This window comes from Candidatus Galacturonatibacter soehngenii (assembly GCF_008830185.1).
Taxonomy (GTDB): domain Bacteria; phylum Bacillota; class Clostridia; order Lachnospirales; family Lachnospiraceae; genus Lachnotalea; species Lachnotalea soehngenii.
In genome coordinates this window covers 616,575-638,974 of the sequence record NZ_WAGX01000005.1, presented here as the reverse complement: position 1 = coordinate 638,974, position 22,400 = coordinate 616,575, and the positions used below count along the sequence as shown (strand labels likewise).

At 44.8% G+C, this 22,400-nt stretch carries 27 protein-coding genes and 1 pseudogene; 25 read left to right on the top strand and 3 right to left on the bottom strand.

Annotated features, from left to right (window positions below):
• Positions 1-25: 25 nt before the first annotated feature.
• From F7O84_RS10460 to F7O84_RS10410, 10 genes are all read left to right on the top strand, one after another.
• Positions 26-424: a DUF7007 domain-containing protein gene (locus F7O84_RS10460; protein ID WP_151144706.1), complete on the top strand. Its 399-nt coding sequence runs from the start codon at positions 26-28 to the stop codon at positions 422-424.
• A gap of 45 nt (positions 425-469) precedes the next feature.
• The gene (locus F7O84_RS10455) at positions 470-865 is read left to right on the top strand and encodes a PrgI family protein (RefSeq protein ID WP_151144703.1); all 396 of its coding nucleotides are present in this window, start codon (positions 470-472) and stop codon (positions 863-865) included.
• Positions 813-3,176 (top strand): VirB4-like conjugal transfer ATPase, CD1110 family, encoded by a 2,364-nt coding sequence (locus tag F7O84_RS10450; RefSeq protein WP_192451715.1) that lies wholly within the window; start codon positions 813-815, stop codon positions 3,174-3,176. The genes F7O84_RS10455 and F7O84_RS10450 overlap by 53 nt, the downstream gene beginning before the upstream one ends.
• Positions 3,169-5,172 (top strand): C40 family peptidase, encoded by a 2,004-nt coding sequence (locus F7O84_RS10445; protein WP_151144700.1) that lies wholly within the window; start codon positions 3,169-3,171, stop codon positions 5,170-5,172. Before F7O84_RS10450 ends, F7O84_RS10445 begins: the two co-directional genes overlap by 8 nt.
• A 24-nt stretch (positions 5,173-5,196) precedes the next feature.
• Complete coding sequence (locus tag F7O84_RS10440; RefSeq protein ID WP_151144698.1) at positions 5,197-5,466, top strand: DUF4315 family protein; 270 nt, start codon at positions 5,197-5,199, stop codon at positions 5,464-5,466.
• Positions 5,463-6,140 carry a DUF4366 domain-containing protein gene (locus F7O84_RS10435; RefSeq protein WP_151144695.1) on the top strand — a complete coding sequence of 226 codons (678 nt, stop codon included), beginning with the start codon at positions 5,463-5,465 and terminating at the stop codon, positions 6,138-6,140. Before F7O84_RS10440 ends, F7O84_RS10435 begins: the two co-directional genes overlap by 4 nt.
• 205 nt (positions 6,141-6,345) lie before the next feature.
• Positions 6,346-6,720 (top strand): cysteine-rich VLP protein, encoded by a 375-nt coding sequence (locus F7O84_RS10425; RefSeq protein ID WP_151144689.1) that lies wholly within the window; start codon positions 6,346-6,348, stop codon positions 6,718-6,720.
• A 141-nt stretch (positions 6,721-6,861) separates the two neighbouring features.
• Positions 6,862-7,449: a defense against restriction DarA-related protein gene (locus tag F7O84_RS10420; protein WP_151144686.1), complete on the top strand. Its 588-nt coding sequence runs from the start codon at positions 6,862-6,864 to the stop codon at positions 7,447-7,449.
• Between the two features lie 51 nt (positions 7,450-7,500).
• On the top strand, positions 7,501-7,683 hold the full coding sequence (locus F7O84_RS10415) for a DUF4316 domain-containing protein (RefSeq protein ID WP_151144683.1): 183 nt from the start codon (positions 7,501-7,503) through the stop codon (positions 7,681-7,683).
• Entirely contained in the window at positions 7,680-8,027 is a 348-nt protein-coding gene (locus F7O84_RS10410) for a plasmid mobilization protein (protein WP_013271022.1), read from the top strand. The genes F7O84_RS10415 and F7O84_RS10410 overlap by 4 nt, the downstream gene beginning before the upstream one ends.
• A gap of 42 nt (positions 8,028-8,069) precedes the next feature.
• Here the strand turns inward: F7O84_RS10410 and F7O84_RS10405 are convergent, their stop codons facing one another.
• Both F7O84_RS10405 and F7O84_RS10400 read right to left on the bottom strand, forming a co-directional pair.
• Complete coding sequence (locus F7O84_RS10405; protein ID WP_151144681.1) at positions 8,070-8,690, bottom strand: hypothetical protein; 621 nt, start codon at positions 8,688-8,690, stop codon at positions 8,070-8,072.
• Between the two features lie 16 nt (positions 8,691-8,706).
• On the bottom strand, positions 8,707-9,849 hold the full coding sequence (locus F7O84_RS10400; RefSeq protein ID WP_151144678.1) for a hypothetical protein: 1,143 nt from the start codon (positions 9,847-9,849) through the stop codon (positions 8,707-8,709).
• 277 nt (positions 9,850-10,126) lie between these two features.
• Between F7O84_RS10400 and F7O84_RS10395 the strand changes: the two genes are divergently transcribed.
• The 15 genes and pseudogenes from F7O84_RS10395 (at position 10,127) to F7O84_RS10320 (ending at position 21,951) form a co-directional block, all read left to right on the top strand.
• Positions 10,127-10,426: a CD1845 family protein gene (locus F7O84_RS10395; RefSeq protein ID WP_151144675.1), complete on the top strand. Its 300-nt coding sequence runs from the start codon at positions 10,127-10,129 to the stop codon at positions 10,424-10,426.
• Between the two features lie 81 nt (positions 10,427-10,507).
• Positions 10,508-11,908, top strand: coding sequence for a relaxase/mobilization nuclease domain-containing protein (locus tag F7O84_RS10390; protein ID WP_151144672.1), 1,401 nt, complete (start codon positions 10,508-10,510; stop codon positions 11,906-11,908).
• Between the two features lie 330 nt (positions 11,909-12,238).
• Positions 12,239-12,841, top strand: a complete 603-nt coding sequence (locus tag F7O84_RS10385; RefSeq protein WP_243140861.1) for a TetR/AcrR family transcriptional regulator — start codon at positions 12,239-12,241, stop codon at positions 12,839-12,841.
• Positions 12,842-12,918: 77 nt separating this feature from the next.
• Positions 12,919-13,644 (top strand): class I SAM-dependent methyltransferase, encoded by a 726-nt coding sequence (locus F7O84_RS10380; RefSeq protein WP_052335665.1) that lies wholly within the window; start codon positions 12,919-12,921, stop codon positions 13,642-13,644.
• 29 nt (positions 13,645-13,673) lie between these two features.
• On the top strand, positions 13,674-13,862 hold the full coding sequence (locus F7O84_RS10375; protein WP_013271013.1) for a cysteine-rich KTR domain-containing protein: 189 nt from the start codon (positions 13,674-13,676) through the stop codon (positions 13,860-13,862).
• 489 nt (positions 13,863-14,351) lie between these two features.
• On the top strand, positions 14,352-14,771 hold the full coding sequence (locus F7O84_RS10370) for an RNA polymerase sigma factor (protein WP_042435577.1): 420 nt from the start codon (positions 14,352-14,354) through the stop codon (positions 14,769-14,771).
• Positions 14,772-15,554: 783 nt separating this feature from the next.
• Complete coding sequence (locus tag F7O84_RS10360; protein WP_042435574.1) at positions 15,555-15,818, top strand: DUF6870 family protein; 264 nt, start codon at positions 15,555-15,557, stop codon at positions 15,816-15,818.
• Between the two features lie 84 nt (positions 15,819-15,902).
• Positions 15,903-17,576, top strand: coding sequence for a recombinase family protein (locus tag F7O84_RS10355; RefSeq protein ID WP_094902710.1), 1,674 nt, complete (start codon positions 15,903-15,905; stop codon positions 17,574-17,576).
• 72 nt (positions 17,577-17,648) lie between these two features.
• Positions 17,649-18,221: pseudogene (locus F7O84_RS19595) on the top strand (hypothetical protein); the annotation flags it as partial.
• 177 nt (positions 18,222-18,398) lie between these two features.
• Positions 18,399-18,599 (top strand): hypothetical protein, encoded by a 201-nt coding sequence (locus tag F7O84_RS10345; protein WP_151144670.1) that lies wholly within the window; start codon positions 18,399-18,401, stop codon positions 18,597-18,599.
• A gap of 222 nt (positions 18,600-18,821) precedes the next feature.
• On the top strand, positions 18,822-19,163 hold the full coding sequence (locus F7O84_RS10340) for a hypothetical protein (RefSeq protein ID WP_151144668.1): 342 nt from the start codon (positions 18,822-18,824) through the stop codon (positions 19,161-19,163).
• Positions 19,133-19,345: a type II toxin-antitoxin system HicA family toxin gene (locus F7O84_RS19590; protein ID WP_207708063.1), complete on the top strand. Its 213-nt coding sequence runs from the start codon at positions 19,133-19,135 to the stop codon at positions 19,343-19,345. Before F7O84_RS10340 ends, F7O84_RS19590 begins: the two co-directional genes overlap by 31 nt.
• A gap of 46 nt (positions 19,346-19,391) precedes the next feature.
• Positions 19,392-19,691, top strand: a complete 300-nt coding sequence (locus F7O84_RS10330; protein ID WP_151144665.1) for a type II toxin-antitoxin system HicB family antitoxin — start codon at positions 19,392-19,394, stop codon at positions 19,689-19,691.
• 245 nt (positions 19,692-19,936) lie between these two features.
• A complete protein-coding gene (locus F7O84_RS10325) occupies positions 19,937-20,197 on the top strand; it encodes a DUF6870 family protein (RefSeq protein ID WP_151144663.1) in 261 nt (86 codons plus the stop codon).
• Positions 20,198-20,283: 86 nt separating this feature from the next.
• On the top strand, positions 20,284-21,951 hold the full coding sequence (locus tag F7O84_RS10320) for a recombinase family protein (protein WP_151144661.1): 1,668 nt from the start codon (positions 20,284-20,286) through the stop codon (positions 21,949-21,951).
• A gap of 138 nt (positions 21,952-22,089) precedes the next feature.
• On the opposite strand, the gene F7O84_RS19365 is transcribed toward F7O84_RS10320, so the two are convergent.
• Positions 22,090-22,221: a hypothetical protein gene (locus F7O84_RS19365; protein WP_279237995.1), complete on the bottom strand. Its 132-nt coding sequence runs from the start codon at positions 22,219-22,221 to the stop codon at positions 22,090-22,092.
• Positions 22,222-22,400: the final 179 nt, after the last annotated feature.

The window sequence follows — 22,400 nt, the reverse complement described above, 5'->3', positions numbered from 1 at the left end:
CCGAAGTGCCGGAAAGGAGGATTTTATGCTCTATCAACAGCCGGAACAATCGCCGTGGGGCAAGATACAGACCTGTGATATTCTCTGTCCCGGCGTGTTTCTTGTAAGTACCGCCAGTCATGGCGGCACGATGGTTGCAAAGGATATGGCGGCGGTGCTTTCTCCTGCCGCTATCAAGTGTGGCTTCCGTCACAGCGGTTTTCTTTGCTTTGAGGAAGATACACAGGAAGATGTTGTCCTGCGGGAGCTTTTGGATAAAAAGCTGTGGGCTGTTCCTGCCCGCATTAAGGATAAGGCCGCTTTTGAGGATAACATCAACAGGTCACTCCGGGAACACAACCCGGACTATTGGCGGGTACGGCAGGCCGGACAGGAAAAAACCCTGGCCCGGCAGACGGTTCCCGCTCATAGCGCAGAACGTTGACACTTCGGGCCAACTTGGCCCGAAGTCAGAAAGGAGGATTTTTCATTGGCCTATGTAAGTGTACCGAATGATTTATCAAAAATTAAAACCAAAGTGGCGTTCAACCTTACCAAACGCCAGCTACTATGCTTCGGAGCGGCGGCAGTAGTAGGGATTCCAACGTATCTGTTTACCCGTACCACCATTGGCAATACCGGGGCTATGCTTCTGATGATTGCCATTATGCTCCCGTGCTTTCTCATTGCCATGTATGAGCGTGACGGACAGCCGCTGGAAAAGGTGGTGCAAAATATTGTCCGCTCCAAATTCCTATGGCCCCGCACACGCCCCTATCAGACACAGAATTTCTATTCCTACCTAAGCGACCCCGGAAAGGAGGTTTCACCCAATGGTGCAAAAAACAAAACGCCCGCCCGTTCCCGCAAAAAGCAGAAAGCCTAAAAAGCGTGGGCCGCAGTCGGCACAGCAGACCATTCCCTACAAGGAAATGCTGAAAGACGGTATCTGCAAGGTGCGGGAGGGCTACTATACAAAGACCCTTTCCTATGAGGATATTAACTACGCTGTGGCTTCCAGTGACGACCAAAGCACCATTTTTGACGGGTACTGCGGCTTTCTCAATTATTTTGACAGTGCCTTGCCCTTTCAGCTTTCTTTTATCAATCACCGCTCCCGCCCGGAGAACCGTTACAGCGTGAACATTTCCCCGCAGGACGACGATTTCAACAGTATCCGGGGAGAATTTACCGCCATGCTGGAAAACCAGATTGCCAAAAGCAACAACGGCATTGTCCGCTCCAAATACATCACATTCGGTATCAATGCGGACAGGATCGGGGCGGCTCGTCCCCGCTTGGAGCGTATCGAAGCGGATATTGTAGGGAACTTCAAGAAGCTGGGCGTACAGTCGGCAACCCTTTCCGGGCGGGAACGCTTGGAGGTGCTGCACAGCCAGCTTCACCCCGGAGGGCGGGAGCCATTCCGCTTTTCGTGGGATATGATACCCAAAACAGGCATGGGAACAAAGGATTTTATTGCTCCCACTTCCTTTGACTTTCGCCAAAGCCGCGCCTTTCGTGTGGGAACCACATGGGGCGCGGCTCTGTATATGCAGATTATGGCTTCCGAGCTTTCCGACAAGTTGTTAGCAGAGCTTTTGGAGGTGGACGCGGAAATGACCATTACCCTGCATATCCAGACGGTAGACCAGACCAAAGCGGTGAAAACGGTCAAGGCCAAACTGACCGACATAGACCGAATGAAAATGGACGAGCAGAAAAAAGCCGCCCGGGCCGGATATGACATTGACATTTTGCCCCCGGATTTGCTCACTTACAGCAAGGACGCGGCGGCACTTTTGGCAGATTTACAGAGCCGCAATGAGCGAATGTTTCTTCTCACGTTCCTTGTGGTGAATACGGCCCCCACCCGCCAGCAGTTGGAAAATGACATTTTCACGGTGTCGGGCATTACACAGAAATACAACTGCTTTCTCAAACGGCTGGACTTTCAGCAGGAACAGGGCTTTATGAGCAGTCTGCCCCTTGGCTGGAATGGCATTGAAATACAGCGGGGCATGACAACAAGTTCCACGGCGATTTTCGTTCCCTTTATGACGCAGGAGCTTCGCATGGACGGGCAGGCATTGTACTACGGAATGAACGCTCTTTCCCACAATGTTATCATGGCAGACCGCAAAAAGCTGAAATCCGCCAACGGTTTATATCTTGGCTCCACCGGCTCCGGCAAGAGCTTTGCCGCAAAGCGTGAGCTAATCAACGTGTTTCTTGCCACCAAAGACCGCATTATTGTGGTAGACCCAATGGGCGAATACGCTCCGTTAGTCCGGCGGCTTGGCGGGGAGGTTATAGAAATATCGCCAAACAGCCCCCATCACATCAACCCAATGGACTTAAAACTGAACTTAGCCGGAGAGGACAGCCCGCTTTCTATGAAAGCGGATTTTTTATTGTCCTTATGCGAACTGATCATCGGCGGCAAGGAGGGTTTACAGCCCATTGAAAAAACCGTTATTGACCGTTGTGTGCGGCTGGTTTACCGGGAGCTTGCCCTTGGTATCGGGGAGGGAAAAATGCCGCTTCTGCAAGACCTATATGAAACCTTATGCCAGCAACCCGAATCCGAAGCCAAACGGATTGCAACCGCCTTGGAGCTTTACTGCACTGGCTCCCTCAATATGTTTAACCACCCTACCAACGTGCAGACCGACAACCGCATTACCTGTATCGTGTTAAAAAGCATGGGCGAAAACCTACGCAAAATCGCCATGCACATCACAAACGAGCTGGTAACACAGGCGGTAGACGAAAACTTTTCCAGAAGCCTTGCGACCTGGTGTTACTATGACGAATTTCATATTTTGTTGCAGGACGCGCTTTCTGCCAGCTACTTTGTCCGTGTATGGAAAATGCTCCGTAAAAAGGGCTGTGTACCGAGTGCCCTCACGCAGAATGTGAAAGACCTTTTAGCCAGCCGTGAGATTGAAAATATCCTTGAAAACAGCGACTTTATGATATTGCTGTCACAGGCGCAGGGCGACCGTGCGATACTCGCCAAACAGCTTGGCATATCGGAGCATCAGCTATCATATATCGCCCACAGCAATTCCGGGGAGGGGCTTTTGTTCTATGGCAATACCACCATTCCCTTTGTAGACCGTTTCCCCCGTGGTGAGATTTACAATCTGCTTACCACAAGGCCGGAGGATATAAGGGAGGCCCAAAATGCGTGATACGGGCGGGCCGGGCCGCTTGCGGTTCGAGCCGGAGGGGCAGGCGGCAACTTCGGGCCAACTTGGCCCGAAGTCCCAAAAGCGCCCTATACCTAAAAAGGAACCGCCGCCAATCTCCGACCCGCCGGGAGCTTCGCCACCTGTGGGTAATCGCTCAGGCCCGGCTCCACTTGATATGGAAAAGCGGAAATTGCGGTTTGAAGATGAAGCCGCCCCGCCGAAATCTGCTGACCCTGCCACTTCGGGCCAACTTGGCCCGAAGTCGGGGAAGCTCCGGCAGGACAGCAAAAAGCCCCGACCCTCTGAGCGTCTGCGACATGAGGGAGAACCGCCGCCCGGTAATGAAAAAACAGACACCCCACCCGGTGGTGAAGCTACTGGAGCCAATTCTCATTCTGGCCCCACCAACAAAAAGGCGGCGCAAGACGGTAAGCACATGGAGAAATCAAAGCTCCGTATGGAAAAGAGCGGTGAAAAGCTGAATACCGCCCGTGAGAAATTGGCGGCACAGAAGCCCCCGAAAAAGCCCGGCCCGGTAAAAACCATTAGCCGCGCCGCCCGTTACCAATCGTGGTGGTATGTGCATGGGAAAATTCATCAGGTGGAGCATGAAAATGCGGGCACGGAAGCCGCCCACAAAACCGAGCTTGCCGGGGAACACCTTGTTCGGGGCGGTAAACGCTTTATCAAGCACCGTATCCGCACCCGTCCCGCCCGGCAGGTTCGCAAGTGGGAAAACAGACATATCAGCGCAAGAGCCGATTACGCCTACCGCCAGCTTATGCTGGAAAATCCGAGCTTGCAAAGCAATCCGGTTTCCCGGTTCTGGCAGAAGCAACAGCTAAAAAAGCAGTACCGAAAGCAGGCGAAGGAAGCGGCAAAGCAGGGCAAAAAAGCGGTACGCTTCACAGAAAAAGTAGCCCGAACGGTTGCGGCCTTTGTAAAGCGCAATCCAAAGATTTTACTGCTTGGTCTGGTGCTGTTCCTGCTGATTGTGGTTCTACAATCCTGCATGGCGGGAATCACCGCCATTGGAAACGGCCTGATTAGCGTTGTGGGCGGCACTTCCTACGGTTCGTCGGACAGTGATATTGAAGCCGTGGAAGAAAATTATACCGAGCTGGAAAAGGATTTGCGGGAACGGCTCTCCCGAATAGAACGGGATTATCCGAACTATGACGAGTACCGTTATTCCGTTGACGAAATCGGGCATGACCCCTTTGAACTGGCTTCCTATCTTACCGCCAAATACGGCGGCTACACCCCGGCACAGGTACAGGTAGAACTGCAATCCCTGTTCGGGCAACAGTATATTCTGACCATCACGGAAACGGTGGAGGTACGCTACCGCACGGAAATCGACACCTGGACGGACGAAAACGGCGAAACCCATACCGACACCTACGAGGTTCCCTACGATTACTATATCCTCAATGTGTCTTTGAAAAATAAGTCATTGGGAGCCGTGGCCCTTGCCAATCTCGACCCGGAGCAGACGGAACGCTACCTTATCTACCAAAAGACCAAAGGCAACCGCCCTTATCTCTTTGAGGGCAATATCTACGTTCACCCTGGCGAATACACCGATTACGACATACCGCCGGAAGCTCTGGCCGACCCGGAATTTGCCGCCCTGATTGCAGAAGCGGAAAAATATTTAGGCTATCCCTATGTTTGGGGCGGTGCTTCTCCCTCCACTTCCTTTGACTGTTCGGGCTTTGTGTGCTATGTGCTGGATCAGTCCGGCGTATATCCCATGAGCCGGACAACCGCGCAGGGCATTTTTAACCAGTGTGCGAAGATCCCGCGCTCCGAAGCAAAACCCGGCGACATTATCTTTTTTACGGGAACCTACGACAGTTCCGGGCCTGTGTCGCACGTTGGAATCTATGTAGGCGGGAATATGATGCTACATTGTGCCAGCGGCGGCGTTCAGTACGCCCGTATGGACACCAATTACTGGACGGAACATTTTTATGCAATGGGCCGGTTATAGGCCCGTTTTGAAAGGAGTGGTTTTTTGAACGCGAAAATTGAGCGTGTAAGCAAGGACATACAGAAAACAAAGGAAAAAATCAATGAGTTTCAAACGAAGCTGCGGGAGCTGGAAAAGCAGAAAACCGAGCTTGAAAATTTGGAAATCGTAGACGCGGTGCGCGGCATGGATATTTCCCTGACCGACCTTGCCGACCTGCTGAAAGCGGCAAAGACAGGCGGCGCAACTTCGGGCCAACTTGGCCCGAAGTCCGCAGTAGCCGCTCAAACTGAAAAGGAGGAAATCGAAGAATGAAGAAAATTCGTATGATGGCGGTGCTATGCGCCGCTTTTTTAATGGTATTTTCCTTTAGCACTGTGGCCTACGCCAGCGGTGGTGAGGAAACCCCGGAGGTAACGGAAGCTCCGGCTACTTCTGAAACAACCAGCGACCCCAATCCCTTTACCCCTGCCGGAACGGGAACAGTAGTCAACACCGCCACAGACGAGGACGGCAAGCAGTTTTACACCATCACCACCCCGGACGAAAATGTATTCTATCTTGTGATTGACCTTCAGCGGGAAACGGACAATGTATATTTTCTGAACGCCGTGACGGAAAAAGACTTGCTGGCCCTTGCGGAGAAATCCGAGGATACCGAGGAAAATGAAACCGTCGTTGTATCCGCTCCCGAACCGGAAAGCGATTCTGAAACGGATATAAGCTCTGAAACTTCTTTAGAAACCTCTACGGAGCCGGAGCAAAAAAGCAATACTACAATGCTCCTGTTAGTGCTGACGGTTGTAGTGATTGGCGGCGGGGCCGGATATTACTTTAAGATTTACCGCCCGAAGCAGGAACAGGCCGCTTTGACCGAGGACGAATTTGACGAATACGAAGCCGACCCCTACGACGAGCAGGAGGACGATACCCCGCCGTGGGAAGTAGATGGGGAGGCTTCGGATACCGGGGAGGACGAGGACGTATGAATTTCACCAACAGCCCCTATGAAAAAATGATGAAAGAAAAGCCCCGTCCCTGCCGCCTGGCTCCGACGCGCAAGCCGCCGAAAGGCTCCCCCTGCCGGGATTGCAGTTATTGGAACGGATCTGTCTGCATGGGCGTTTGCTACCGGGATTTGATTTTTCCACAAAGGGAGGGAACTTCGGGCCAACTTGGCCCGAAGTCGGACAAATGAGTACCGATTCCCGCGAACTGACCCGCCGGGAACGCACCGCAATCTGCAGGCTGGTAACAGGGATATGCGCCAACTATGACCCGGAATATGGCTGTCTGCCACTGGATTGTGAGTGCTATATGCTGAACAAGTGGTGGACGGGCGCATACTGCAAATATTTTCAAACTGCCGTGCTTCCGCTTGACACGGTGCTGGAAGCCGATTTAGCCGGAAACCCTGCGGTGCTTTCCCGTAAGACCTGTCCGGTCTGCGGTGCGGCCTATCTTCCTGTCACCAGTCAGACCTATTGCTCCGAAGCCTGCCGTCGGAAAGGAAAACGCGAAGCAGACCGCCGCCGCCAACAGCGGCACAGGCGCAGAAACAAGGGGTAAGGTGTCACGAAGTTTGCTTGAAAAAGCCTTGATTTTCGGGGCTTTCCGGCCCCGGTTTCAAGGAAAAGGTATCTATGCTTCCAGCCCCCTCTTTTTGAGGGTAACAGCGTGACATTTCCATGTATGAGAACGGAGGGAAAAATGAGCGATAACGTAAAAGGATATGAAATCAAACGGGCCATTGTCTTTGAGAATGACCGTGGGTTTGCCCTTGGGGAAAATCCGCAGGCGGTACAGCCCTTTGCCACATGGCAGTTTACCGAGGACGCAAGCGGCAGGCGCGATTATTATTGGGGGCACTATACCACCGATAAAGCCGCCGCCACAAGGGATTATGAGAACCGTGTTTCCGAATATCAGCATGACTACCGCATATCCGAAAAATCAGCTTACCGATATTATTCTACACAAAGGCCGGTGGATATTGGCACATTCCCCAAAACGGAGAACGGTCCGTTATATCTTGTGAATTTTGATAAGCGGGAAAGTGTGGAACAGAGCCGCTTTCTGGCATGGGGCTATCTTGTGTATGACGCACCCCTGACGGAAAAGCAGATGGCCGACTATGAGCTTCGGGCGGCTCCCGGCAATCCCGACAGAAAAGCCCCCCTGCGGGAACAGGGAGAAAGTAAATCCATTGCCGCCCGATTGGCAGAGGGAGCAAAACAGGTGGAACGGGAAAACGCCGCCCGGCCTGCCCCCGAAAAAAGCACAGAGAAAGACAGGTAAACACTTCGGGCCAACTTGGCCCGAAGTCACAAAAAGGAGGTTTTTTTGATTATGGAAAAGGATAATTATTTGAAAAATGCAGAGCTTTCCACGGAACAGAATTACAACATGATTGATGGGATTCCGAATAATGCCCCTCTGCCTGTTCCGCAGGCTCTCCCAGAGGAAAAGCCAAAATACCGGGTAAAGGAGCCGCCGGCAAAACGCCGGAGCCGGGAACGGGAGGAACGGTGAGCCGCCCCAAACGCAGGCGGGGTGTTCCCCTTTATGTATGGGTGAGTGATGATGAATACGCCGCCATTCAGGAACGTATGGCGCAGGCTGGGACGCAGAATTTAAGCGCCTATATCCGAAAAATGGCGCTCAATGGCTATGTGCTGAATGTTGACCTTGCTCCCGTCCGGGAACTGGTTTCCCTGCAACGCAGATGTGCCAACAATCTGAATCAGGTTGCCATTCATGCCAATACTTACGGCGTTTATCCGTCCGAAATTGCCGCCCTGCAAAAAGATTATACCGAACTATGGGGCCGGGTTTCAGAGGTACTTAAACAGCTTACGGCGATAGTGGAGCTATAAATAGTAAGGGGAGAGCAAATCATGCTCTCCCCTTATATGTAATTAAAAGTTTCCTAATTTCCCCTGTTGCTTATACACTAATTTTAAATCATGGAAAAGTGAATCCTTAATTTTATATTGCCATAACCCCTGAACCGGACGCATTCCCTGTGAATATATTTCTTTAAGAGAGTGTTCCATCCAATAGATATTTTCATCAATATGTTTAATATCACCTGCAAAACGGGAGCGATTCATTACGTTAGTATTTTCAAGCAGGCTATCAAAAGAATGATACGCTTCATTGGCAACCAATATTTTATTATCGTTCATCACAAAAGTTAAGAGTAACTTTTTATCGTTTGGAGATAGCTCATCCACAAAATCATTTATTGTTTGGATGGCTTCTTGATTTGATTGGATTCTTTGTTTTTCGTAATACCGATTTTCGCTATTTCTTTCATTTAAAAGCTTAATCTGATTACCTACTCTAATTAATATTTGAACCACGAGGAAAATACAGCAGAATGCAAGAATAACAAATAAAGTATTTCCAAGTTTAGTAATCATCCAATTATCAGCAGGAAGAAATAATATTATAATCATTGCACCCGCTACTGAAATTAGTGCAGGTATCAAATGCTTCTCCAAAAATATTTTAAGCAATTCCGCGATTTTTTCCATACATACACCTCATAAATCAGTCTTTAATAAATAACATTTCTCCCTCCATTGCATAAATGTTAAATGTAATTTTGGAATATGTATTTTTAAATGTGCTGATGTACTTGTAATATTCAATAAGATCACAAGGAGTTACAGTAAAAGTTCGATAAAATTCATTAGTTTCTAGACCATTTTTCATGTGTGCACAACCAATAATATCACTTTCTGTTGAGCCTTTTTTCTTGATAAAGATTTTATCAAACTTGAAATCAAAACTATATATTTCATCATTTGGCTTTATGATTAGAGGAAGAACCTTTATTTCTTGAGGTAGCTCTGACAAGTCTTGCTCAACCTCAATGAAAAAACTCATATATTCTAAGACAGAGCCTTTTTCTGTTTCTTGGAATATTTGCTTGTATTTAATAGCTTGTATACGATGGCTATTATCATAACAATTTGGAATTTGTAATAAAACTTCTTCCAGAATAGCCTCAATAGTCTGTGTGACATAATTATTCAATTCTTGTATTTTATCAATCGCGTTTTCACTTGGGTAGTACCTCCCATCATAACAAAATTCATTGAGTGAAAATGTGTTTGTATCCCCAATTAAAAAACTATTTTTAACTGTTATTAGAATTGTTTTAATATGCTTAATATAGTTGTCAAAAGCTGTAAGGTATTGATATCTTACATCATTTTTGTTTGCGTCCAGCAACTGGAGCAACTTAGAAAATTCAGGTTTACCGCCTAACTTAGTGAGCAATTTTCTTAACAATCCCTTGTCGTCTACATCGTATGCTTTGTCACCTAACAAAGCAGCATTTGCTATTTGAAATAATACATCCATACTAATTCTGGCATAATGAAAAAATTCCATGGAAGTTTTTCTTAAAAACACCACATCGTCAATAGAAAATCCGCCAATATTTAAATTGGTTCTTTCCATTTCCGATGTTCCATAAGACGCTTGTCCACTACTAATTGCACGTTGTAGCATTTCTTGTTCTAATGCTTGCAAAGTGCTTAACCTATGTGTGTAAACAGCTGATAGAAGCTCATAAGAAACTGTCATATATCCTAAAGTTTCCCTTAAACTCTTAACATATTGCCATGCATCATATACTTTGTGTTGCGCCAGCTTTTTTTCTAAATCCTTTATATCGATTGCCATATTATTCACCTTCAAATTCTACTTTCTCATATTTGCTACTATATAAAATACCTAATACATTTAATAAAATGAAATTTCAAAATTTTGATTTAATTATACCAAAAAATATGCGATAAATCTACCTAATTGTTGAACAGACAAATAACTTCGGGTCAACTTGTCCCGAAGTCCCGGGACAAGATCGGTGCGGCCTCGACAACATTGTTGTACTCTGCCTGAAATGGTAAAATATAGGTAGGATACAACAAGAAAGCCACTCAATGAAAGGAGAATTTTTATGAAGTTAATCAAGCTGATATTTAAGATTATCGCCGCGCCGTTTGTGGTTCTGCTGACGATAGTAACACCCATGATTGAATTTGTGTTCTGCTATGCCGCCGCTCTCTTACAGGTGGTTTCCGGGATAGGCGTTCTTATCAGTATTACCCTGCTGATAAGCGGCGAAAAGCTGGGCTTCGGCGTGTTCCTGTTCCTGTCATTTTTGATTTCTCCCCTTGGGATTCCCGCCATTGCGGAATACCTCATTGACGGACTGCACAGCCTGAACAACTCGCTTCGCTTTTTTATTGTAAACTAACATTAGCATAACAGAACCCGCCGGGCAACTTCGGGCCAACTTGACCCGAAGTTGTTTTTTTGAGGAAAGGAGGAAACGCACATGGCAACCACCCGCCTTATGACCCGTCACACTGGAAGCGGCATGACCATTATGGAAACCTTAAAGGACGGTTTTGACTACGGGAAAAATCCGGATAAGACCCGCAACGGCGATTTAATTCTTGCCTATGAATGTGACCCCGCCACCGCTGACGCAGAATTTTTACTCTCTAAAGCAAAATATAAGACTATCACCGGGCGGGAGCAAAAACGGGAAAATGATGTGCTGTATTATCAAATCCGGCAGTCGTTCCCGCCCGGTGAAACAGACCCGGAAACCGCTCTTAAAATCAGCTATGACCTTGCCATGCGCTGGACGAAAGGCCGACACGCCTTTTTCGTGGTTTCCCATGCTGACCGACCCCACCCCCATTGTCATATCTACTACAATTCAACCTCGTTGGACTGCACCCGGAAATTCCGGGATTTTATCGGTTCTGCCCGTGCAGTACGGCGGCTCTCTGACCGGATATGCCTTGAAAACGGATTATCTGTTATAACCAATCCCAAACGCCACAGCAAGGGGAAATTCAGGCATTACGGGGAATGGCTGGGCGGTCATAAGCCGCCTACCTTTCAAGAAAAATTAAAGGCGCAGATTGATATTTGTCTTGCAACGAAGCCACCGGATATGGACACCTTTTTACAGGCAATGGCGGCGGCTGGCTATGAAATCAAACACGGGCGCGGCGGCACAATCAGCTTCCGAGCAGAAGGGCAGGAACGCTTTACCCGGCTCCACGCTTCTACGCTTGGTAAGGGCTACGGGCAGGAGGATATACAAGCGGCTATTGAGGGCAGAACTACTCCGCAGGAACGGCGCAAGGTCAATCTGATTGTGGATATTCAAGCCCGTATGAAAGCCGGAAAAGGCCCGGCCTATGAACGCTGGGCAAAGGTATTCAACCTCAAGCAGATGGCAGCGGCCTTACAGTATTTGAAGGAAAATGGCTTGCTGGAATATGCTGATTTGGAGCAAAAGGCCGCAGAGCTTACCGACCGTTTCCATACGCTTTCAGACAGCATAAAAGCCGCCGAATCCGCTATGCGTATCAATGCAGAGCTAAAGGCGGCTGTGGTAGATTATGCGAAAGCCCGGCCTGTGTTTGAGGGGTACAAGGCGGCAAAGTACAGCAAAAAATATCTTGCGGAGCATGAAGCGGATATTGCCGCCTACCGGGCGGCGCAGGATACGTTCCGGCGGTTGCTGTCCGGGGCAAAGCTCCCCAAAATGGATACGCTGAAAGCAGAGTTTCAGCGGTTGTCGACAGACAAGAAAAAGGCTTACCGAGAGTACCGGGAAACCAAAAAAGCCATGCAGGAAATTGTTACGGTGAAAAGCAATATAGACCATCTGCTCGGCCTGACGGACGCGCAGAAAAATAAGGAAATGGAGAGATAGCGAACATGACGCAACATGAGGTGCAACGCACCGACTTCGGGTCAAGTTGGCCCGAAGTCGCAGGGTTTGGGGAAGGCACTCCCCAACAAGCAATTTTTGAGTTTTCCCGTAAGGGAAAATCTCAAAAATGTGCAAGTGTCAATACACTTGCCCTGCTTGCTGGTTAGCATAACCTCCGTTAATGAGAGCTACACAAGGAACTGCTTAACCAGTTTTGTTAAGCTTGTTAGGCCAACTCCTTGACATTTTGTGTGGTTTTGATATAATAGTAACAGATGTTGCGCAACATCCGTTTCCGTTCATATTCATTATTAAAAAGCAATTTTTTCAATGATAAATATTCATTTAGGAGGACTTTATATGCCGCCAAAGCCATTAACTAATAAGGAAGCAATTTTGAGGGCTGCTATTTCTATAGTACGCGAACAGGGCATGGAGGGGATAAACGCAAGAAGTATTGCTTCCGTATTGAACTGCTCAACCAAACCTTTATTCCGCGTTTATGAAAATATGGAAGCACTAAAACAAGATGTCATTACTCAACTCAATATATATTATAACACTTTCATGGAAGCCCGAATGAGTAATGATAACCGCCTCCTAATGCAAGGAATTGCTTACATTGAATTTGCCAGACAAGAAAAAAATATATTTAATACCCTTTTTATGAACAAAGCTTGTGCGGGGAAAAGTATTAAAGATATTCTTGATGCTGATTGGAACCAACTTTCAATTCTAAATGCAAAGGAAATAACGGGCCTTAGTCTGGAAAACGCACGAAATTTATTTAGGGATGTGTGGCTTTATTCACATGGTATTGCAACTCAAATTGTATCAGACGATATTGACTTGCCATATGAGGAAGTAATTACGCTTATTAAAAATGCTTTTCACCGATTTGCTTTAGTAATAGAGGACAAAGAACATAAGTGATACTCCTATTATCTAACCCAACGCAAATCAAATAATCAATTCATTATTAACAGATTTTATGAAAGGACAAAATCGTTATGCTAAAAAGTAAAATCCGAACTCAAGAGGAAACCAAAAAATATTTAAGCGAATTAAAAGATTGGCTTGATGGGGTAAAGAATGTTCCTGTGGAAGAAATGGCGGATTTTTTCGCTAATAGGATTAGTGAATATAATAATGTTCATTTAAAAAACTGGGGCGAGGAATACGCTCATATTGCAGATTTCTTTGATGATAGTTTGAAAACATTACTTGATATTGGTTGTGGCACAGGTTTGGAGCTTGAATCAATGTACAAGAGATTTCCCGAAGTCAAGGTTACAGGTATTGATTTGTCTGAATCTATGCTTGACAAGTTGCGAGAAAACTATGGTGATAAAAACATTGAAATAATCAATGCGGACTATTTTGAATACCCGTTTGAGGAAAATAAGTTTGACGCTGCTATGTCTTTTGAAACACTTCACCATTTTAAATATGAAAAAAAGCAACTGATTTATAGTAAACTTTATCAGACGATAAAAGCCGGTGGATATTATATAGAATGTGACTATATTGCCTGTTGTGATGAAGAGGAGGCACTTTGTCTTGAGGGATACGAATATAGACGCAAGCAAAATAATATACCCGAAGATATGTTTATACATATTGATATTCCACTGACATTGGAACATCAATTTGAGCTTATGAAAAATGCCGGTTTTAAAACTGTTGAGGTTTTGTATCAAAATTGTGGAACGGTAATTATTAGAGCAGAAAAATAGTAACTGATGAAATGATGTAGGGGGTGATAATGATTGAAGTTCAATGGTTACTATGTCCTATATGTGGTAATAAAACAAGACTGAAAATTAGAGAAGATACGAAACTCGAAAACTTCCCCCTATACTGTCCCAAATGCAAACAAGAATCTCTAATCAATGTGCGACAACTGAATATGTCAGTTATCAAAGAGCCAGACGCAAAGACGCAGAGCCGATAATCAATGAGTACACATCTCTTGATTATCGGCTCTTTTCATACAACAATTTTCTGCTATACGATTGCTGACAAATTTAACAGACATACAAAGCCGTCATTTTCCGTTTTAAATACCGGAAAGAGTATATCTGTAATTCTTCTTAATCTGGCGGCTTTGGGATAAGGAGGTTTTTATGTGCCCCAAAGCGTTTTTTTCTCTGAGAGAAACGCCGCCATATTGTGACGGTTTAATATAGCAGAAAAAATTCATTTACATAGTTTAAAAATATTATATCAACTAATGGGCGGCTATTGCGCCCATTTTTTGTTCGACACCTTTCGCGCTAATTTGCGTAAAGGTGTTTTTTTGTACCCTTTTTTCACTGACAACGTATGGGACAAGCTTTGTCACTTCGGGCCAACTTGGCCCGAAGTCCGACCCCGCTGTCGTTCCCCTCCCGCTCCGTTTCGATTCACTATTCCCTAAAAAATCGAAATGGAGGAACGCCCTATGGCTAAAATCAATCTGCGGGATTTTTACCCGTTTTATAATTCCGACTTCTTTGTTGAAATACCCGATGTAATCAAGGACGCTTTGCTGGAAGCGGAACGTTTGGAGAAAAATTACATTCGCCGCCGCTTCTATAACAAGGCCCACTATTCGCTGGACGCTGACGACGGGATTGAAAAGGATATTCTTTTTGTATCCCTTTCCCCTTGCGAGATTTACGAGCGTAAAATTACTGCCGAACAACTGCACTCTGCAATCGCTTCCTTGCCGGACAAGCAGGGAAAACGAATTTATGCCCATTACATACTCGGCATGAGTAAATCCGATATTGCACGAGCAGAGGGTGTAAATGAAAAAGCAGTCAGGGTTGCTATTGAGAAAGGATTGAAAAGCATGGAGGAATTTTTAAAAAAGTCTTGATTTCCAGTTCCGAATTTGAGCTTCAAATCACATGGCTATTAGAAGGAGTTTTTCTCCGTCTGCTGTTCTTTGACAACTGAATACCGATAACCCGGATACGTTCAATCAAAAGGGAGCCAAGCCGCAGAGTACGCCAAGACCGCCCGTTGAAAGGGGGAAAACCCAAACGGAGCGTGAGCGATTCCTACTAACTGTGACAAGACAGATGTGGTAATCTGCCCGGCGAAAATCTTTTGATTGATACAATGATACTTACGGTTTGAACGCTTCACAGCATTGACCGTCGCGCCATCAGCATGGGGCGGGGTGAAATTCCCATGAGGGCGGTTGCCGCCGCCCGTCCGGATTATCGTTTTTTATATAAAGGGAGTGCCGCGCCGCTTTTTCTGTCTTACGACAAGCCGACTTATAACGGCGCGGCATACTCCCGATTGATGAATGGAGTTTTACTATGGATAAGGAATTACAGTCATTGCTATATCAGCAATGGAGCAACGGCGCTTGCCGTGGCTATGTCATTCGGGCTATGTAAAACTGTGATTTCAGCCCGGACGATATAAAGCGTGTGGTTTCAGAGCTTCACTATGTTTTCGATACTTGCGGCATAGAGGAAGCGGAAACCCACTATCAGAACAGCCCTTATTGACTTCGGGCCAACTTGGCCCGAAGTATGAGGAAAGATTAACAGCCATCACTTTTGCTGATAAAAATGGTGGCTGTTTGTGTTTTCTCATAGGACAATCAGAGCATTTCATATACATGGAAAGGAGGGGGCGATTGTGATTGAAGAAACGTATTCCAATTTCAGAGTTGGCAAGCGTAGACATAGAAGCGGTGAACAAAGAGGATTTAGTTGATGTGAGCGGCTTTACCTTTGATACGACTGTGCCGCAGGAACAACGTGCGGCGAAAGTCATAGCGGCGGTTAAAAATCCTTATTGTTTTCGTGTGGGAGATATGGGCGTAAAGCTGGAGTTTTCAGAGAACGCTCCCCCATTGCAAGATGTGTTTGCCGACTTCCTCAAACGCAAGAAAAGCGGCCTGTAAAGCCAGTTTACAGGCCGCGACAACATTGTTCGCATTACGCTGAAATGGTATAATATAAGTGTAATGTGATAGGAAGGAGGACACATGGCACGAACAAAAAACAGGGGCTTTGAGGAAAAAACATCCGCACCTCAAATTATCCGCTGGAAACTCGCTCAATATATCCGCTTATCCAAAGAGGACATAAACCGTGGAAAGGATGACAGCAACAGCGTTACCAACCAAAAAGCATTGCTTGATGATTACTACCAACAGCACATAGACGAGTTTGAAAGTACCCAACCGCCGTATGTAGATGATGGGTACACCGGAACAGATACCAACCGGGACAGCTTTCAAAGATTACTTTCTGACATATACGCAAAAAAAGTAAACTGTGTTATCGTCAAAGACCTCTCTCGCCTCTCCCGTAACTATACGGACGCAGGGAGCTTGATTGAAAATCTGTTTGTACAGATGAATGTACGGTTTATCAGCTTGACAGAGGGTATTGACAGTTACTTGAACCCGGACAGTATTTCTAATCTCATTGTGCCGATTACCAATGTTATCAACGACAACTTCTGCTATCAGACTTCAAAGAAGATACGGCAGGTTTTTGATATGAAGCGGCGCAATGGTGAGTTTATCGGTGGGTTTGCCGCTTATGGTTACAAGAAAAACCCAAAGGACAAAAACGCCTTAATAGTTGATGAAGAAGCCGCCGAGATTGTAAAAAACATTTATGAGTGGTTTCTGGACGGGATGAGCAAAAATGCTATTGTACACAATCTCAATGACCGTGGCATTTTGTGTCCGTCCGAGTATAAGAAAAGCAAGGGCTTAAACTATCAAAATCCGAGCGGTTCCGAAAGGCCGTTATGGAGTTCAAAGACTGTAAGCGACATTTTGAAAAACCGCCTTTATGTAGGGGACATGGTACAAGGCCGCCAGCGTGTGAAAAGCTATAAGATACATACGCAGGAACAGGTTCCCGAAAATGAATGGTACATTGTGGAGAATACCCATGAGCCAATCATAGAACGGCCTATCTTTGAAAAAGTGCAGGAGTTGCTAAAGCGTGACACCCGCACCGCTCCGCAGAAAAAGAAACTCTATCTGTTCAGTGGCTTTCTCCGTTGTGCCGATTGCGGTAAGGCTATGAGCCGCAGTCAAGTAAAAGGCACGGTGTACTATTTCTGCCGCACCTACAAAGACCAGTCAAAAACAGCCTGCACCAAACATTCCGTGAAGCATAACCGGCTGGAAGCGGCTGTCCTGTATGCCATTCAGCAACAGGTATATCTTGCAGTACACTATGCAAATACTTTGGAATATATCAGCACGGCTCCGCTTCAAAAAAGCCAGTCCATACGGATTGAAGCATTGATAGACGCAAAAGAAAAGGAACGCTCCAAAATCATGCGTTATAAGCAATCCATTTATCAGGATTGGAAAGACGGAGAAATCACCCATAGCGATTACCGCCATATGAGCGAAGATTACGAACGGCAAATAGCCGCTTTAGGCGAAGTTTTGAAAAACCTCCATGCAGAGCGTGAGGAATTACAAAACGGCATTACCGCTGAAAGCCCTTGCTTAGTAGTTTTCAAGAAGTTTGAAAATATCGACAAACTGACAAGAGAGGTTTTAGTTGAGCTTGTAGACCATATCAAGGTACATGAGAACGGTAACATCAGTGTGAAGTTTAAATTCGCTGACGAACTACGCCGGATAATGGAATACATAGAAATCAACACTCAATCCGAAGCGGTTTAACAGACCGCTAATAAAAAGGCAGTTTGTTTTCCTAATATTACCGGGTCAACAGGTCCAACGGGTCCAATAGGTCCAATAGGTCTAACAGGTCCAGCAGGAGCCACAGGAGCGACAGGAGCGACAGGAGCGACAGGAGATACAGGAGCAACGGGAGCAACAGGAGCAACGGGAGCCACAGGAGCCACAGGAGCGACAGGAGATACAGGAGATACAGGAGCAACGGGAGCCACAGGAGCCACAGGAGATACAGGAGATACAGGAGCAACGGGAGCAACAGGAGCCACAGGAGCTACGGGAGCCACAGGAGCGACAGGAGCCACAGGAGCGACAGGAGATACAGGAGATACAGGAGATACAGGAGCAACGGGAGCCACAGGAGCCACAGGAGCTACGGGAGCCACAGGAGCGACAGGAGCGACAGGAGCGACAGGAGATACAGGAGATACAGGAGCTACGGGGGCCACAGGAGCAACGGGAGCAACAGGAGCCACAGGAGCTACGGGGGCCACAGGAGCGACAGGAGATACAGGAGATACAGGAGCTACGGGAGCTACGGGAGCTACGGGAGCTACAGGAGCCACAGGAGCCACAGGAGCCACAGGAGCCACAGGAGCCACAGGAGCCACAGGAGCCACGGGAGCAACCGCACCGTGTATTTATTGACAACTACGGTGTTTACTACAGGATATTAAGTACGATTTTTTCTTCAAGGCTCTTATACTGCCAATAACTGTATGAATAAAATTGTTGACAACATGATTGAAATCATATGCACCGGAAGAAAGACGAACTCAAAGCGGGATTTATCTTGAGATGTAAAATATGAAAAAATTGACAAGCAGAGTTTTAAGCTTTATATTAATTTTATCCATGGTGCTTACATCGGGTTTTACTTCTATGGCAAGTGAATCTTCTACCGGTAATCAAAATGTATCCCAAAAAACATCTACTGGAATCAATTATCTTACTGAAACAGGGGTATATATAAACGGTGTATACTATACTAAAGAACAATTTATTTAACTACTTGATACTGCTATTGTAAAAGAGACATCTTCATCAGGAGGTGGCACTACTTATAGTGCAATAGCATTGGTGGCTGGAACATGGTGGATACCAGGTGCTGGAGAAGTTGTTATAACAGCAGCCGGAGCAATTGTTGTTGCAAGTGGACAGATGTATCACCTATACTTATAAAAGTGTTAAAAGACGGCTCAAAAACAAATAGCAACGGAAGGTGAAAGAATGGATATTATGGAATATTTTTCTTATGAAAGCTCTGAAATTCCTATAGAGATTGTAATGGAATTAACAGAAACAGATTTGGACAATCTTTATGCACAGTGTAATGAGATAGAGGCAATCAATGTTTTTTTTCATTTACAAAATGAATACATTTATTTAAAAGAGCAAAATTCGAAAAAGGAATTGGCTTATATATGCTACCTTATCTCATATTACATTTTTACCGCTTTAACACCACCACACTCTGAACACATAGCAGAGGATTATGCAAAAAAGGCATTATATTATTTTAATGATGAGAAATATAATAACTGGCTAAAAATAGTATCTCAAGGAAATTAAGAATTAGAAAAGTATCATCCGAACCTCCATTTTCCTATTTTGCTAGGTTTCAACAGCGATTAAAAAGAGAGGGATTTCAAAAGACAGGGCAAAGTGGTAGTCATGAAAAGTGGAAAAAGGGTAATAGAACTGTAACCGTTCCTAACCACGTCCAAACCATGAAATCCCGATTGGAACTTTAAGAAATATTTGGAGACAGGCAGGATGGATTAATTAGGAGGTATATCTATGGACGTTGAGTATTATGCAATATTTAATTATGATGAATATGATAGTAATGAGGAGAGATATGGTATATCAATTACTTTTCCAGACATACCAGAAGCCAACACTTGTGCTAGGAATGATAGTGAGGGCTTGACAATGGCGCTAGATGTCTTACAGTTATGTTTAGTTGATAAGGTACAAGAGCACCTTCCGATACCTACGCCATTAGATAACATTAAGTTAAGTGAGAATGAAAGAGCTGTCCTCATTCGATATAATAAGCAAGATATTGATATGAGTAAAATTCAGTTCTTTGGATAAGTAAATATTCGATAGCATTGAAACTTCAAAACATTACTCATTATGTTGAAGATATATTTTTAGTGTAAACAATTATAAAAGAACGGTAATCAGTAATTAATCTGTATTCCGTTCTTTTTTGCGCTCTCATAGATCATTTTGTGAAAAGCGAAAAGTTGGGTGTGATATGACCTCTTTTTTCGACAACATACCGTACAAGCGGTCTTTCATATGCTGTATTGAATACCTAAAAGGAGGGGGAACAAATGTTGACAGTAAAACAACTGGACAAAATGAGCCAGTCAGGAATAGAAAAGATAGATAAAACTGGGCTTGTGGATATTCGTGGAATCATGATTGATACGAACCTACCCCTGGAACAAAGAATGATAAATTATTTAGAGCAGGTGAAAAACCCTTATTGCTTTTTGTGTGGTGATAGTGTTGTTCGAATAAGGTTTGAGCCTACGGGTAATGAGTTAAAAAACAAAATGAAAGACTTTTTTATCAGCTTAAAAAAAGTCTAAGAAATATGAGCATACACATCATATTAAATGACTTTTTAGTTTAACTATAGTGAATTAAAATATGGTTATAAAGGGCGGGAGGTATAATGGCTCGTGTAAGAAAAAGCCTTGATAAAACCAAACGAATCCTCGTTCTTTGGAAAGTGGCTTTATATATACGGCTATCCAGAGAGGACGGAAATGACGAAAGCTACAGCGTAAAAAACCAACGTCAACGATTAAAAGAATATTTAGAAAACCTCATGCTTGAGGAAGAAATACAACTTGTGGATATTTATATTGATGACGGCTACACTGGTATAGATAGCGACCGAGAAAACTTTCAGCGCATGCTTGAAGATATTGACAGGGGAATTGTAAATTGTGTCATAGTCAAAGATCTGTCGCGCTTGAGCCGTAATGATTGGGAGTGCAAAAAGTATTTGCAACATTTGTTTGTAGTTAAAGATGTGAGGTTTATTTCTTTGGAGCTTCCCAAACTAGATAGCTACAAAAACCCTGATGAAGTATACGAAATGGGCGTTTCTATCCAGAGTATGTACAATGAAAATCACTGTCGGGAAACCTCAATCAAAGTTCGGGGGACTTTTAACATGAAACGAAAAAAAGGTGAGTTTATCGGAGCCTTTGCACCATATGGCTATTTAAAAGACTCAGATGACAAACACCACTTAGTTGTGGATAATGAAACCGCTCCGATTGTGCAGGATATTTTTCATTGGTTTGTGCGAGAGGGCATGAGCAAAAACGGAATTGTAAAAAAGCTCATTGGTATGGGAATTCCTTGCCCCACCGCTTATAAACGACAAAATGGAATGAAGTACTATAATCCCACCATTGTGAACAATGAACCACTTTGGTCTGCCCGGAGCATTACTGCAATTCTTACCAATCAAATGTACTTAGGTCATATGGTGCAGGGAAAGCAGAAAGTAAAAAGCTATAAGGTACATACAAGGATTAACACACCCGAAAACGAGTGGTTTATTGTTGAAAACACCCATGAACCAATTATAGACAAAGAAACTTTTGACAAAGCACAAAAGCTAATGCAAAGGAACACGAGAACCGCTCCACACTCAGGTCAGCTATACATCTTTTCCGGCTTTCTGCGTTGTGCCGATTGTGGAAAATCAATGGGACGAAGAATATCAAAAAATCATGTGTACTATGCCTGCAGAACAAATAATACGACAGGTTTTTGTACTAGACATTCCATAAGAAGTGATATGCTTGAAAGTATTGTTTTGGAAACCATTCAAAAGCAAATCCAACTGATTGACAGCATGGCAGAGCTTATCAATGACATAAACAAGGCGTCCGCTCCCCGAATCGTTTCAAAGCGGCTGATGGCTTCAATCAAGCGCCAAAAACAAGAGCTTGAAAGGATTTTAGGTATTGATACAGGGCTTTATATGGATTGGAAAAACGGCGATATTACCCGTGAGGAATACCAATGCATGAAAAAAGAGTTTGAGAAAAAGAAACAGCAATTAAAACAGAACATAGCCAAACTTGAAGAAGAAAAACAGAATTTAGTGCAGGGAGTAACTTCTGATAATCCTTATTTTGACGCTTTTCATAAGTACAAGAATATATGCAGTCTTGAACGGGGGATTGTTGTCGAGCTAATCAAAGTTATTTATATCCATGAGGGTGGTGACGTAACGATTAACTTTAATTTTGCAGATCAACACCGGCGCATAGTAGAGTTGCTTGAAAAACAGAAAAGAGCTAACCGTTGTAGAGAATAATAAAATCAGTAAAAAGCGATTTTATTCATTTTCATTATAATTTACGCAGCGTTGTCATAAAATACAGGCAGCCACAGGAGCCACGGGAGCAACAGGAACGACTGGTTCAGGAGCTACAACAATATATTTAGCAACAGATCAATCGGTAGGTGATGGCGGATGGGTTGGACTTGGCACTTCATCAGCAGAGCCTTTATTTTCAACAAGTACTGTTACGATACCTGTAAATACAACGATTGTCGGATTAATATTAAATATCAGGGATAACACAATTCCAGAAGGAGAAACAGTTACAGCTACAATTTATACGAGTCCTTGTGGATTTGAAGCTCCTACTACTACTGGAATTACGGCTACAATTACTGGTCCTAATACAGAGGAGACACCAAATTGTCTTGCAACAGGTACAGGAAGTGTAGCGGTTACTCAAGGAACGCTATTATCAGTTC